The following is a 14,937-nucleotide window of genomic DNA, read 5'->3' on the forward strand; positions in this document are numbered from 1 at the left end:
ATATATGAAAATGATAGAAATGTCACAAAAATAAATAGGTCTAATTATCTGTTTTGTTACTAAGCGAAGGAAGCAATAGGGAAAAAGACTTTATAAGAAGGAAAGTGTGAAGAGAAAAACAAAAAAGGACAAAATCGAAAACGATTTTGTCCTTTACTTTAGCCGCGTTTATTACGGTTTCTTAAGAATGTCGGGATGTCAAGCGTATCATCAGCCGGCTGTGAAGTATGACGGCTTACTGTGTTCTGCTGCTGAGGCTCCTCACGTTTTGGCTCACGCTTCGGAACACTTTGATTGTGTGTTTTGATGCTTTGATTTAAGCTTGGACGCTGAGGCTTCGTCACGTCCTTCTCTTGTTCGATAAAGCCGGTTGCAATCACTGTCACCACAATCTCATCTTTTAGATTTTCATTAATAACAGAACCGAAAATCATGTTTACGTCTTGATCAGACGCCGAAGCGACAATGTCTGCTGCTTCCTGAACCTCATATAGGCTGAGGTTTGTTCCTCCAGTGATGTTCATGAGGACGCCTTGCGCACCGTCAATGGCCGCTTCAAGAAGCGGGCTGGAAATTGCTTTTTTTGCTGCCTCTGCCGCGCGATTTTCCCCAGTAGCAATACCAATACCCATCAAAGCAGATCCTTTGTTTGACATGATTGTTTTCACATCAGCAAAGTCAAGGTTGATAAGACCAGGTGTAGCAATCAAGTCAGAAATACCTTGAACCCCTTGGCGAAGTACGTTATCCGCTTCACGGAATGCTTCAAGCATCGGTGTGTTTTTATCAACAATTTCAAGGATACGGTCGTTCGGGATCACGATCAGTGTATCCACCGCTTCTTTCATTGCCGAGATTCCGCCTGCAGCCTGAAGCTGTCTTTTGCGTCCTTCGAAGGTAAACGGTCTTGTCACAACGCCGACAGTTAATGCGCCTAAGTCTTTCGCGATTTGTGCGATAACCGGTGCGGCACCTGTTCCTGTTCCGCCGCCCATACCAGCTGTCACGAATACCATGTCAGCACCTTTAAGTGCTTCTTCAATCTGCTCTTTGCTTTCTTCAGCGGCTTTTTTCCCGACTTCTGGATTCGCACCTGCTCCCAATCCTCTAGTCAGCTTTGCGCCGATTTGCATTTTCACTTCTGCTTTTGACAGGTTAAGAGCTTGAGCGTCCGTGTTTACCGCGATATACTCTACTCCTTGCACTTCATTTTCAATCATTCGGTTAACGGCGTTGTTACCACCGCCTCCTACTCCGATTACTTTAATTGATGCTAAGCCGTCTATGTTTGTTTCGAACTCCAACATGCTAAATCCTCCTAATCTGCCGAATGACTATCTATCTATTCCCAAAACATGCTTAATAGTTTTTTCATTTTGCTCTGTTTATTATGTTCGGCTTGTGTTTTTTGTTTTCCTTTTGGCCGCTGCTGCACCTCATTTTGGTGATGATGCTGCTCTTGTTCCTCAGATGATGAGACTGCGATTTCCTGTATCGCTTCTTCAGGCATCTTAAAGCCTATTTTTCTGCCTTGGATTCTTGCATTCCGGCAGGCGAATTGGATCAGGCCCACTCCCGTCATATATTGAGGATCTCTTACACCGATATAATTCGGGCTTGCCACTCTGACATTGTTTTGCAGCACATCCTGTGCCAAAGACATGACACCCGGCATAGCTGCTTGTCCTCCTGTCAGCACGAAGCCTCCCGGCAGATCGGTAATTCCCATACTGCGAAGCTCTTCTGAAACAATTTCAAGAATTTCTTCTACTCTCGCTTCAATGATATTCGCTGCTTCTTGCTGTGTAAATGTTTGTTTTTGATTGGTGCCTATAACGGTTACCTCAAATATTTCATCTTCCGAGGCTTCGTCATAGTAGGCATGTCCAAATTGCTTTTTCACGCGTTCTGCTTCTTCTGTTGACGTTCTCAATCCGATGGAGATATCTTTGGTGATATTTTCGCCTCCGAGAGGAATGACACGGGTAGAAGTGAGATGTCCGTTCTGGAATACGGCAATGGTTGTTGACCCTCCCCCTATATCAATGAGAGCCACACCAAGGTTTTTCTCGTCCTTTGATAATGCAGCAGAACCGGCTGCCAGCGGCTGAAGGCAAATATCAGTTATTTCAATACCAGCTCTTTCAACGCAGCGGAGTAAGTTATGTAAGATTGTTTTTGAACCGGTGATCAAGGTGCCCTCTACTTCTAAACGCACACCCAGCATTTTTTTCGGGTCGGTGATTTCATCTCTTCCATCTACGATAAACTGTTTAGGAATGACGTCAACAATCAGCTGTTCGTGCGGTACTGAAACAACCTGTGCCGCCTCCATGACACGGCGTACATCTTCAACCTGAATTTCTTTATTTTCACTGGAAACTGCTACAACACCGTTTGTATCTTGAATATTGATATAATTTCCATTAACGCCGACAATAGCTTTTCTAAGCGGAAAACCTACCATTCTTTCAGCTTGGTCAAACGCTTTTCTTATAGAATGAACGGTCTCATCTATATCAACGATTGAGCCTTTTTTCAACCCTTCAGACGGTACATTTCCCACACCGATAATATTAAGGGAATCATCTGTCATTTCTCCGACGATCACTTTTGTATTGGACGTACCGATGTCAAGACTGACGTAAAGTTCATTGTTGTTCATTCTATGGCACCTCCTCACATTTCGATCATTTCTATTCTATTATTTGCGGAACAACAATACAATGAATGTGGCTTTACAAGTGTGTAACAAAAAATAACAACAGAATATTTTTATGTGTTTTTCACATTTTATGTTTATTGAAAATATTCGTTATATCCTATGTATATCCTCTTTTATATCACATTTTTTTTATTTTTTTTAGAAAGAGTCCACTTTGTTAGTAGATTTCTTCTGATAACGGCTATATTCTGAAATAATCTGACTCCAAATGCGAATATACCTGCTAAATACAAGTCTACACCAAGATGGACTCCCAGAAAAGCTAAACTTATTGCCAATATAATATTAAAAAAGAAACCGGAAACAAATACCATTTCATCATATGTACCTTGTAAATGCGCCCTGATTCCGCCGATTAATGTATCAAGTGCGGCAAGCACCGCAAGCGATAAATAGTTTGAGTATTCACTCGGTATCGTTAAGTTTGTCATTAGTCCAATCGCTATTCCGAGCACCAGTCCCAACACGGGCAGCCACATGACAATTCTCCTCCTTTTCAGTCTTTAAGCAGTTTCAGCTGTTGTACGTCCAGTGGTCTGTCATATGCTTTTAATGTTAGTTTGCTTTCAGATTTACCGGCTTTTAATGCTAAATTTTCAGATGCAAAAAGATCCTCAAGGCCTGACCCCTTCACTCTGCTGTGTAACATGTCCGGATCTTTGGCAAGCACTTTTACTGTTAAAGGATAATCGTCAAGGGCGTATCCGTCTATTTTTGTAGTGCCGTTTATATCTCTGATGACTGTATGATTCACAACTCTTCGCTCGTTAATCGAGATATGCTCTGCACCGTATGAGTTGAGTTCATTAATCAGCTTTTTCAGCAAATCCGGAGGCGGATTTTCGACCGGCTCTCCTGTTAAGCTTTCAGAAAAAAGCGGGGAAATCGTAATGACAATTCCGCTACCTGTTATATCGGTCATGCCGGCTGTTTTTTTTAAGGATTGCAAGGTATTATTTAGCGCGGTTTCTTTTGTCATTTCTTTCGTTTGCGAATAGCTATTCAGAAGTTTGTCATATTTGTTTATTTCAGACAGCAGCTTTTCCTGCTTCTTCTGCTCTGATGTCAGCTCTTCCCTAATATCCCACATATCTCTTGTATCCCGGACTTTGGGGTGCTTTAACGAATTAAACTGAACAGATATCATCAGGCCGAAGATGACCATAAGCACACTGATGCTTATGAAGGAACGCTTTATTTTCAATCTATTTCACCCGCTTTTTCAGTCATTCCTTCGTTTTCAGAATCGGTTTCATTTGTACGTTTTTCTCTTTTTCTGCCGACACAGAAATATGATCCATTGACAGCTGATCAATTAGGCCTCCAGCGATATTTAACGAGGGCAGCAGGACATCTGGATCTCCAATAGCGGATACCGTAAATGGAGCGGGATGCTGCACCCCGTCTACCGTTACCACAGGACCATTGCATTTGATATACGAATCATGCGTCAAACGCTGTCCATTAACGGCGACAGCTGCCGCTCCTGAGATATACATTTCGTTTACTACTTGGAAGATATGGCTTTCGTGAACGATGTAACTATTCACATTCTCCCCTTCCGGTATGTATGACGCATCTTCCAATGTCACCTCAACGCCTTCTCCCTGCACACCGACTTCCCCAATATACATCCTGTATTTTTCTGTATCTTCGAGGACATTATAGTATTCCGACTTCTCTTTCTTCAGCTTATTTTCCGCCTGGCGGACTTTGTTTTGCTTTTGATATAATTCTTTTTCAAGCTTCTTATTTTCTTTCTCTTGTTTCAGAAGTTCATCTCTCAGCGCATATTCTTTTTTCCACTCTTCCGTCTCAGCCGCGCTTTTGTTGTTTTCTTTTGTCATTTGAAAAGAAAATGAAATCAAAAAGCCTGCGATAAGCATAATCAAGGAAAGAAGGACTGCTGATTTGCCCCTCAATTTTCATCTTCCTTTTTAGCAGCCTTATCGTTTTTCCCAAACTCTTCAAAATAGGTGGCAACTTCTAAATGAATGATTCCTTTTTTATTGCTGCTTAGCTGAGAAATGATAGAAGGATACGTCTTCATTCGGTCTGCAAACGTTTTAATAGATGCAGTGACAACATAACCGTCGTTCATGTACAACTTAATACGGTTTTCATCCATTTTTACAGGCGTATAATAAATTTCTGAAATCGACTGTTTTAACGAATTTGACAACGCATCGAGCTGCTTGGCCATTTGAGACCGCTTCTTCGCGTTTGTCCAATTCACTAAAATCGGTCCGGCATCATCTGGCGTTACTTCGTTTGGCAGAACTGAGCCGTTTTCAAGCACTTCATAGTACACATCGTCTTTTTCTAAATAAGCAATCGCTTTATATTCTTCGATTGCAATGTTGATTTTATTAGGAAGCGATTTGCTGATCTCCGCTTTTTTCACTAATTTATTTTGCTGAATCTTCTTTTCTGTTTTTTGCTTGTCCAAACTCCAAAACTCAGTATCCCCGCTGTTAATATCGGAAAGGTCGATAATTTCCTTTTTTGATACATTTTCATTCCCTGTAACAGAGATTGTTGATACTTTACTGATTGGTGTTTGCAGGTACACAATGATCAGCACCATAATAAAAAAGAGCATAATAAATGAAATGAGACGGCGGTTTGCCTTTTGTTTCCTCTGCTCTTTAATTTTAGGGATCCGCTCTTCAATGTTAACGATTTTTTCTCGGTCTTGACCCGGGTTCATTGCCTGTTCACCTCATTCAAATGAAACAGCTGTTAAAAGTCTGTCTATTCCAAAACAAACGGCATACTATGATGCCGTTTGTCGTTTGCTTACAGTATATCATATGAACAGCTTCAGTCAGAACTTGAATCAGCGATTTCCGCCGATGATTTCAACCTCTGTGTGCATATCAATCTCGTATTTTTCACGGATTGTCTTTTTCACATGGTCAATGAGATCAAGCACATCTTTTGCTGATGCTCCTCCCGCATTGACGATGAAGTTTCCGTGCATCTCCGATATCTTTGCACCGCCGATTTGATATCCTTTCAAGCCTGCTTTTTCTACAAGGTTCCCAGCATGATTCGGAAGCGGATTTCTGAATATGCTTCCCGCACAAGGGCTTGAATACGGCTGTGTATTTTTTCTATAGTCTTTATTGCTTTGCATTTGCTGAACGATTGATTCCTTATCCTTCTGCTCCAGCTGCAAAACAGCTTCAAGGCAAACGCCCGGGCGTTTCTTTTGCAGTACAGATGTCCTGTAGCTGAAATCCATCTGCTCATTTGTCAGCCACTCAATCGTTCCGTCTTCAAATAAAATATGCGCTTTGACGAGGATCTCGCTCATATCAGAACCGTGAGCGCCGGCATTCATATAAACCGCTCCGCCGACTGATCCTGGAATGCCGGCAGCAAATTCCAAACCGGACAGGCCTTTTTTGCTCAATGATGTAGCAAGGCGGACCACTGAATAACCGCCTCCGACTGTTACTTGCTCCCCTTCAAGCTCCAAGTGGTCAAGACCCGCACCCAGCTTGATTACTACGCCTCTAATTCCTTCATCTAAAACAAGAAGATTTGATCCGCGGCCGATGACTGTCCACTTCACATCATATTTTTTAATCACGTCCATGATGTCTTTAACAGCATCTACACTGCTTGGAATGACCAATACATCCGCAGGTCCGCCGATTTTCATCGTTGTATGATTCGCGAGCGGTTCATTTGCAAGAACCTTGCCGACTTCGCGTTCTTTTAATTCCTGTATCACTTTCTCCATCGTAAACCTCCGCATTCCATTTGCTTTTCTACAATTTTTTTAATTCCTCGAGTACGCTGTATAAACGGGCAGCCGCGTCAGGAACACCGAGTGACTTTGTTCGTTCGCTCATTTCCTTTAACGTTTGCTCATTCAGTACAATCCGGTCTAGCGCTTCAATCAGCTTCTCCCCGCTGAGCTCTGTTTCTTTCAGTACAATCGCCGCATTATGCTGGCCAAGAGATCTCGCATTGACCTCCTGGTGATTCGCTGTCACATATGGACTTGGGATCAGAACACTTGGGATTCCGAGAGCAGTAATTTCGGCAATCGTTGTCGCACCGGCTCTGGCCACAATGACATCAATGGCCTTTAAATACTCAGGCATTTGATGAAGAAACGGCTTTGTGACCATATTATCAGCGGCACCCTTGCTTTTCAGCTCATTCATTACTTTTTCATAGTGAACTTCACCGGTGATATACAGCACTTGATAGTCTCTTGTTTTCAGCGCATCCTGCATGTCAATGACAGCGCGGTTAATCGGTGCAGCGCCTCGGCTTCCGCCGAAAATTAAGACCGTTTTTTTGTCTTCAGAAAGCCCAAATTCAGCCATTGATCGTCCCGTCTTTATTGAGACGACTTCAGAGGCTCTCGGGTTTCCCGTAAATACAACTTTCTCGCTAGGAAAATGTGATTTCGCTTCTTCAAAACAAATCGCTACTTTATTAACATATTTTGAAAGAAACTTATTCGTGATGCCCGGCAGGCTGTTTTGTTCATGGACAATAGTCGGAATTCCCATTTTCGCAGCGGCATAGACAACCGGCCCGCATACATAACCGCCCGTTCCAATTACGGCATCGGGCTTAAATTCCGCTAAATACGATTTACTCTTTTTGACGCCCTTCAGAAAACGCATCACAGTCTTGACATTTTCAAATGACAATTTTCTTTTAAATCCTGTAATTTCAATTGAACGAAACGGTATATTCTCCCGCTCAACAATTTTTTTCTCCAGCCCGTTTTCTGTTCCGATATATAAAAATTCCACATTAGGATGACGTCTTTGCACTTCTTTAATAAAAGCAAGCGCAGGATAAATATGTCCCCCTGTACCGCCTCCGCTTATTGCAATTCGCATTTCTTTTCCCCCAGTCTAAGTTTCTCTATAACATAACGATAACCCTGTTTTGTTGGACAGGGTTATCGCATCAATTGTTTCCAAGCTTCATGTTAGACAGGAAGCTTGGACATACATTCGTTAATACCTCGAGTAGCGGCTTACATTCAGCAGCACACCAACTGCCATCAGCATTAGAGTCAATGAAGAGCCTCCGTAGCTCAGAAACGGGAGCGTGATGCCTGTTACAGGAATCAGGCCCGTGACTACGCCGATATTGATCATGACTTGAATGGCAATCATTGAAATAATGCCGACTGCGACAAAGCTTCCGTACAGATCAGGGGCACCAAGCGCAATTCTGATTCCTCTCCACAGCAGGACGCTGAAGAGGAGCAAAATAAGTGTTCCCCCGATAAAGCCCAGTTCCTCTGACAAGATGGCGAAAATAAAGTCTGTTTGCGGCTCAGGCAGATAAAAGAACTTCTGTCTGCTTTGTCCGAGCCCCATTCCGAACAACCCGCCGGGCCCCACTGCATAAAGCGATTGAATGATCTGAAATCCGCTTCCGAGCGGGTCTTCCCATGGATTTAAGTATGAGGTAATCCGCTTTATCCGATATGGAGCCGATAGTACGAGCCCGACAAATCCGCTGAGGCCGATCAGCCCGAGAAAGACGAAATGGGCGATCCGTGCGCCGGCTACAAAAATCATGACAATACAAGTTCCGACCATTACTGTCCCCGTTCCGAGGTCAGGCTGGCACATGATAATCAAAAATGCTGAAAACACGATGCCAAGTGCAGGGACGAACCCCCGTCTGAACGATGTGATGTTTTTTTGTTTTTCAGAGAGAAATTTAGCAAGGAATGCAATCATCGCAAGCTTCATAAACTCTGAAGGCTGTATGCTGAATGCTCCGACTCCGATCCAGCTTCTTGAACCGTTCCGCACCATTCCGACGCCCGGTATCAAAACAAGCACCAGAAGGAAAAAGCAGATAACCATCAGCAATTTGGACCATGTCCTCCAAGTCCAATAATCGACATTCATGATAAAAAACATAGCAATGACGCCGATTCCCGCAAACAAAAGCTGCCGTTTCGCGAAAAAGAATGAGTCGTCAAATTTATAATCCGCCCATACCGCACTCGCACTGTACACCATAATTAATCCGATTGTTAATAATAATAACGTAATGATGACCAATAACAAATCAGGCGATGTTTTTTTAGTAGTCAAAGCAATCGACACCCCAAGCTTAAAGTCATTAGGGCTGCCGATTTACTTCAAGACAAGCCCTTACTTAAGCATATGCACGGCATCTATAAACATGTCACCGCGTTCTTCAAATGTTTTGAATTGATCCCAGCTCGCACACGCGGGTGACAGCAGGATGACATCTCCTTCATTTGAGAGCGCAAACGCCGCAGATACTGCTTGTTCAACATTATCGACACGTTTGACATGTTGTATTCCCAGTTCATTGCCGAGTTTCTCGAGTTTTGGCGCCGTCTGGCCAAATGTAAGCACTGCTTTGACATGCTTCATATAAGGTTTCAAGTCATCAAAACCATTTCCGCGATCCAGTCCGCCCGCAAGCAGAATGACCGGCTTATCAAAAGCTGAAAGCGCCTTGCTTGTCGCCAGAATGTTTGTTGCTTTACTGTCGTTATAAAATTTGCGGCCATTCACAGTTGTGACATATTGGAGGCGGTGCTTCACACCAGTAAAGCTTGTCAGCACCTTTTTAACCGCCTCATTGGATGCTCCTGCCGTTTTCACAACTGCAATAGCTGCTAAAATGTTCTCCAGGTTATGAGCACCGGGCAGCACAACCTCTTCCAGAGGAAGAATGGCTTCGCCGTTAAACATAATCATACTGTCTTTTACATATGCGCCCTGTTCAAGCGTTTTGCTGACTGAAAATGGGACGATTTCGGCTTTTCCGGCTTCAGCAAGACGCACGACGGTTTCATCATCCTGGTTGACAATGGCTTTATCTGAAGCAGTCTGATGAAGGTACACTTTCTGTTTCGCTTTTTCATAGTTTTCGCGCGTATGGTGATAATCCAGATGGGCGTCAAATACATTTAAAATCAGGCTGATTTCCGGTCTGAAAGCGTGTGTTCCCATCAGCTGAAACGAAGACAGTTCGGTAACGATCCATTCATCTCCATCAGCATGATAGGCAACCTCACTTGCGACTGTGCCGATGTTTCCGGCAATCAGTGCTTTTTGCGAGTCAGCTTTGAGCATTTCGTAAATTAGCGTTGTCGTGGTCGTTTTACCGTTCGATCCGGTAATCCCGATAAACTTGGCGCTGGTCAGGTAGTAAGCGAGCTCAATTTCCGTCCAAACCGGAATACCTCTTTTCTCCGCTTCCTGAACCATAATATTTTCATAAGGAATTCCCGGGTTTTTGATCAGAATCGTGATTTGATGCTGATCGAACAGAGAAACTGGATGCTCTCCGCAAACAACTTCGATTCCTTTTTCAGAAAGCTTTTGTGCCGGTTCATTTTCTTCAAAAGGCTTTTGGTCATTGACTGCAACATAAATGCCTTTTTCATGAAGAATGGAGGCCGCCGCATATCCGCTTTTCGCAAGCCCAAGGATTAAAAAATGCTGTTTCTGTAAAAATTGATCATTTTCCACTTATAACCACACCTCGATGTAAATTCCTAAAACGGCAAGCAAAAGTCCCGCAGCCCAAAACGTCACGACTACTCTCCATTCAGACCAGCCGACAAGCTCATAATGGTGATGAAGCGGACTCATTTTAAAGATTCGTTTACCTGTCGTTTTAAAGCTGATGACCTGCAAAATAACAGATAATGTCTCGATAACGAATACACCGCCGATGATAACCAGCAGGATCTCTAATTTCGTTAAAATGGCAATGGTAACGATTGCTCCTCCCAATGCAAGCGATCCCGTATCTCCCATAAAAACTTTGGCCGGATGAGCATTAAATACAAGGAAGCCCAGAACTGCACCGACAACGGCAACTGAGAAAATCGCTACGTCATATTGAGACTGATTCCATGCCAGAATGGCAAAGGCGCCAAAGGCAATCGCCGCAGTACCGGATAATAACCCGTCAAGGCCGTCAGTCAGGTTAACTGCGTTTGATCCGCCGACAAGCATAAAGAGCACAAGAATAAAGTAAGCCCAGCCAAGATCAAATGATAAGTCAGTACCAGGAATGCGAATATCCGTCGCAAAATTGTAGTAATGATACACGGCGTAAAATACAACTGCAATAATAATTTGTCCGATCAGCTTTTGCTTTGATGTCAATCCAAGATTGCGCTTCATGACAACCTTGATGTAATCATCTAAAAAGCCAAGCAAACCGTAGCCTAGCGTAACAAACAGAAGCAGCACCATTTCGGGGCTTATTTCTGAAAACTTCTGTGTCATAACAATTGTTGTCACTATGATAGAAAGTATGATCATGACCCCGCCCATTGTCGGTGTCCCTGATTTTTTCTGATGTGATTTCGGTCCTTCTTCTCTAATACTCTGGCCGAATTTTAATCTTCTTAAAAACGGAATAAGAATCGGAGAGAGCAGAACACTAATTAAAAACCCCATTAAAATTGTAAACAGAATGACTTGCTCAAGCATTGTCCTTTTCTCCTCCTGTTTCTTTCAAACGACATACGTAGTTATCATATTCATGATTTTTTTCCATATGAAAAATCTTTTCAAGCTCCATTATTCAGTAACATCTCTTTCCTATGAATTCGTCTTATTCTTATTGAGTTCAACAATGGCTCTCGCCGCTACTTCAGCATCATCAAAATCGAAAGTTTCATTTCCGATCTGCTGATAGGTTTCATGTCCTTTTCCGGCAATGAGGACAACGTCGCCTTTTTTGGCATTGGCAATTGCGAAAAAGATCGCCTGCTCGCGGTTTGCAATACTGTGATAGTATGCGTTCTCTACTCCGGCTTCCATATCTCTTAAAATCGCGCGAGGATCTTCGCTTCTCGGGTTATCTGACGTGAAAATCGGCTCGTCAGCCAGCTCCACAGCAATTTGAGCCATTTTCGGGCGCTTCGTCTTATCTCTGTCTCCTCCGCAGCCGACAACGACAAATAGCTTTCCTTCCGTCATATCTCTGCATGTCTCCAGCACATTTTCAAGGCTGTCCGGTGTGTGCGCGTAGTCTACAATGACAGGAAACTCCTGCTGCTGATTGACCAATTCAAAACGGCCTCTTACACCATGCAATTCTTCAACAGCCTCAGTGATGATTTCAAACGGTATGCCTGCTGCAATACATGTTGCAACAGCGGCCAGCACGTTATACACATTAAATTGTCCGACGAGAGACATCGTGATGTGCTTCGTGCCTTTGTTTGTCACGAGATCAAAGCTTGTGCCCTGTGCAGTGATACTGATGTTCTTCGCCATCACATCAGCATCGTTTTTAATTCCGTATGTAGAGATATGCGCAGCTGTTACCTTTTCAAAATAAGCGCTCGCCTCATCGTCAGCATTCAGTACGGCACGCTTTGGATGTTCATGGTTGAAAGCCCCGCCAAGTTGGGAAAAGAGCAAGCTTTTTGCATGCCGGTACTCATCCATCGTTTTATGATAGTCCAGATGGTCCTGTGTTAAATTCGTAAACACGGCAATATCATAATCACAGCCATGGACGCGTCCTAAAGACAAAGCGTGGGAAGAAACCTCCATGATTGCAGTGTCAACGTGCTTGTCATTCATTTTCTTAAACGTTTTCTGCAGCGTGACGCTTTCCGGAGTCGTGTTTTTAACAGGAAGTGTTTCGTCTCCGATTTTCATGTACATTGTACCGATCAAGCCTGTGCGTTTTCCCGCTTTTTTCAGAATCTCATCGACCATGTGGGTCGTTGATGTTTTGCCGTTTGTCCCTGTTATCCCAATCAGCTGAAGCTTCTTCGTCGGCTGTCCGTAAAACGCATCAGACAAAACGCTGAGCGCGCGAAGTGACTGCCGGACAATAATAACAGGAACATTCACATCGACCTCTCTTTCTGCCACAATAGCCGCTGCACCGTTTTCTACTGCTTTTTGCGCAAAATCGTGGCCATCCACCGTATACCCTTTTACACATACAAAAAGACTCCCTTTCTTTACTTCCCTGGAGTCCATCTCAATTGAAGTTATTTCAGGGTCTTGTGAGTCGTTTACAGAAGGTTCGGTTGTTAAGTATGTAAGCAGCTTTGTAAGTTTCATCGTATCAAACCTCTCAACATTCTAATTCGTTCTTTTTATCATTGAAGTCACATCAAATGATGTGGTAATGATTTTAAGCATACAGTTCATATTTTAGCGTAAATAAAAGGATACATCCAGCTAATCTTGAAAGTTATCAGCATTTTTTCTGCAATAAAAGAATAGGCAGCCCGAATCAATCGGCTGCCTCCTCTTCATCTTCTTCAGTCAAATACACGCGTATCTTTGAGCCTTCTTTTACTTTCGTTCCGGCAGCTGGCGATTGTTTAACGATTTTGCTCCCTTTCCCGGAAGCATCCACATTGAGATTCACCAATAGTGACTCAAGATCTGAGACAGACATCCCTACAACATTCGGAACTTCTATTGTTTTTGTGTCGTTCCATTGGTATTTTTTCTCGATTTGATTTTTCCGGGGCTTCACACCAAGTTCCGGCAGACTGTCTCTCATAATATTTCCGACAATAGGCGCTGCAACCGTTCCGCCAAACTGAATCGTGCCTTTCGGGTTATCCACCGCAACGTAGACGACTAGACTCGGATCATCGGCGGGCGCGAAACCAATAAATGATACAATATGGTTGTTTTCAAGATATTTTCCATCTTTAACCTTTTGTGCAGTTCCCGTTTTTCCTCCGACACGATATCCTTCTACAAATGCATTGCGGCCGGTGCCTTCTGCGACGACGCTTTCTAGAGCATAGCGGATTTGTTTGGATGTTTCCTCAGAAATGACTTGTTTCTTTGCGATTGGTGATTGTTTTTTGACCGTTTTCTTCGTAACAGGATCGATCCATTCCTTTGCAATATAAGGTGTGTAGAGCGTTCCTCCGTTTACAGCGGCGGATACTGCTGCAACCTGCTGAATCGGCGTGACGGATACTCCCTGTCCGAAAGCCGTAGTTGCTTGCTCCACCGGGCCCACTCTCTCAAGCGGGAATAAGATGCCTGTTCCCTCGCCTTGGAGATCAATCCCCGTTTTTTGTCCAAAACCAAAGTCTTTGATATATTTGAAAAGCTTTTCCTTTCCTAAGCGCTCGCCTAATTCAACAAACCCCGGGTTGCAGGAGTTCTGCACAACTTCCAGATACGTCTGCAGCCCGTGCCCGCCTCTTTTCCAGCACCGCAGTCTCGCTCCGTCCACTTCAGCATGCCCTTTATCATAAAATTGATCCCGTTTCAAATTTACTTTTTGCTCTTCAAGGGCTGCTGCAAGTGTAATAATTTTAAAGGTAGATCCCGGTTCATACGTGCTCCATACTGGCAGATTTCGATTGTAGACGGACGGATCAACAGATTGGTAATCAGCAGGGTCGAAGTCAGGCCTGCTAGACATCCCCAAAATTTCTCCGTTTTTCGGATTCATGGCTACGGCAATCATGCCGTCCGGATGATATTTGGCCTCAGCGTTATCAAGCTCTCTTTCCATTATCGTCTGAACCTTTGAATCAACTGTCAGCTTCATATCAAGCCCATCCTTAGGCGGCGTATAGTCATCCGCTTCATCAGGCATCTTCTTCCCCTTGGCATCTGTATAAAACTTAACAGAACCTTTTTCCCCTTTTAAATCATCGTCGTAATAGGCTTCAAGTCCAAGGAGCCCTTGGTTGTCAATTCCTGCAAATCCAAGCACATGAGATAAAAAGCTGCCGAACGGGTAATGACGGATACTGTCCTCCGCAACATACACACCTTTTAAATCAAGCGCTTTGATTTCTTTCGCCTTCTCATTTGAAATTTTTCTCCCTTCAGGAGTGATCTTTTCGATTGACGCTTTTTTTGTCACATGTTTATATACTTTTTCTTCTGACATATTGAGCACCGCCGCAAGCTGCTTGCTCGTTTTCATCGGATTCTGAACTTGGCGCGGCACGACGAATACGGTCGGCGCACTTTTATTTGTTGCGAGCTTCACACCATTCCGATCCAGAATCTCGCCTCTCTCCGGCTCAAACGGCAAGTTACGGCTCCAGGAATCTTTCGCCAGCGAAGTCAGTTTTTCGCCCATCACAAACTGAACATACCCCAGCCTTGTATCAATGATCAGAAACACGATCACGCCAAAAAGCAAAACAAATAATAAACGTTTTCTAACCGTTACATTCGAGACGCGCAAGAGACCGTTCACTC

General features: G+C 43.6%; 13 protein-coding genes. All 13 read right to left on the bottom strand.

Annotated features, from left to right (window positions below):
- Positions 1-158: 158 nt before the first annotated feature.
- Positions 159-1,307, bottom strand: coding sequence for a cell division protein FtsZ (ftsZ, locus tag MKY10_RS13420; protein ID WP_003232167.1), 1,149 nt, complete (start codon positions 1,305-1,307; stop codon positions 159-161).
- 35 nt (positions 1,308-1,342) lie between these two features.
- Positions 1,343-2,665 (bottom strand): cell division protein FtsA, encoded by a 1,323-nt coding sequence (gene ftsA / locus MKY10_RS13425; RefSeq protein WP_003232169.1) that lies wholly within the window; start codon positions 2,663-2,665, stop codon positions 1,343-1,345.
- 173 nt (positions 2,666-2,838) lie between these two features.
- Positions 2,839-3,204: a small basic family protein gene (locus MKY10_RS13430; RefSeq protein ID WP_003238683.1), complete on the bottom strand. Its 366-nt coding sequence runs from the start codon at positions 3,202-3,204 to the stop codon at positions 2,839-2,841.
- Positions 3,205-3,221: 17 nt separating this feature from the next.
- Complete coding sequence (locus tag MKY10_RS13435) at positions 3,222-3,929, bottom strand: DUF881 domain-containing protein (protein ID WP_015252136.1); 708 nt, start codon at positions 3,927-3,929, stop codon at positions 3,222-3,224.
- Positions 3,930-3,951: 22 nt separating this feature from the next.
- Positions 3,952-4,647, bottom strand: a complete 696-nt coding sequence (locus tag MKY10_RS13440; protein ID WP_015252137.1) for a DUF881 domain-containing protein — start codon at positions 4,645-4,647, stop codon at positions 3,952-3,954.
- On the bottom strand, positions 4,644-5,435 hold the full coding sequence (gene divIB, locus MKY10_RS13445) for a cell division protein DivIB (RefSeq protein WP_003232178.1): 792 nt from the start codon (positions 5,433-5,435) through the stop codon (positions 4,644-4,646). Before divIB ends, MKY10_RS13440 begins: the two co-directional genes overlap by 4 nt.
- 129 nt (positions 5,436-5,564) lie before the next feature.
- Complete coding sequence (gene murB, locus MKY10_RS13450) at positions 5,565-6,476, bottom strand: UDP-N-acetylmuramate dehydrogenase (protein WP_003232182.1); 912 nt, start codon at positions 6,474-6,476, stop codon at positions 5,565-5,567.
- 28 nt (positions 6,477-6,504) lie between these two features.
- Complete coding sequence (murG, locus tag MKY10_RS13455) at positions 6,505-7,599, bottom strand: undecaprenyldiphospho-muramoylpentapeptide beta-N-acetylglucosaminyltransferase (protein WP_046664177.1); 1,095 nt, start codon at positions 7,597-7,599, stop codon at positions 6,505-6,507.
- Positions 7,600-7,719: 120 nt separating this feature from the next.
- Complete coding sequence (spoVE, locus tag MKY10_RS13460; RefSeq protein ID WP_003244810.1) at positions 7,720-8,820, bottom strand: stage V sporulation protein E; 1,101 nt, start codon at positions 8,818-8,820, stop codon at positions 7,720-7,722.
- Between the two features lie 60 nt (positions 8,821-8,880).
- Positions 8,881-10,236, bottom strand: coding sequence for a UDP-N-acetylmuramoyl-L-alanine--D-glutamate ligase (murD, locus tag MKY10_RS13465; RefSeq protein WP_003232189.1), 1,356 nt, complete (start codon positions 10,234-10,236; stop codon positions 8,881-8,883).
- Positions 10,237-11,211: a phospho-N-acetylmuramoyl-pentapeptide-transferase gene (gene mraY, locus MKY10_RS13470; RefSeq protein ID WP_003232192.1), complete on the bottom strand. Its 975-nt coding sequence runs from the start codon at positions 11,209-11,211 to the stop codon at positions 10,237-10,239.
- Between the two features lie 111 nt (positions 11,212-11,322).
- Positions 11,323-12,807, bottom strand: coding sequence for a UDP-N-acetylmuramoyl-L-alanyl-D-glutamate--2,6-diaminopimelate ligase (locus MKY10_RS13475; RefSeq protein ID WP_015252140.1), 1,485 nt, complete (start codon positions 12,805-12,807; stop codon positions 11,323-11,325).
- Positions 12,808-12,982: 175 nt separating this feature from the next.
- Entirely contained in the window at positions 12,983-14,923 is a 1,941-nt protein-coding gene (locus MKY10_RS13480; RefSeq protein ID WP_015252141.1) for a stage V sporulation protein D, read from the bottom strand.
- Between the last annotated feature and the right edge of the window lie 14 nt (positions 14,924-14,937).

It is taken from the genome of Bacillus sp. FSL P4-0290 (assembly GCF_037975435.1).
In the GTDB taxonomy this organism is placed as follows: Bacteria; Bacillota; Bacilli; order Bacillales; family Bacillaceae; genus Bacillus; species Bacillus subtilis.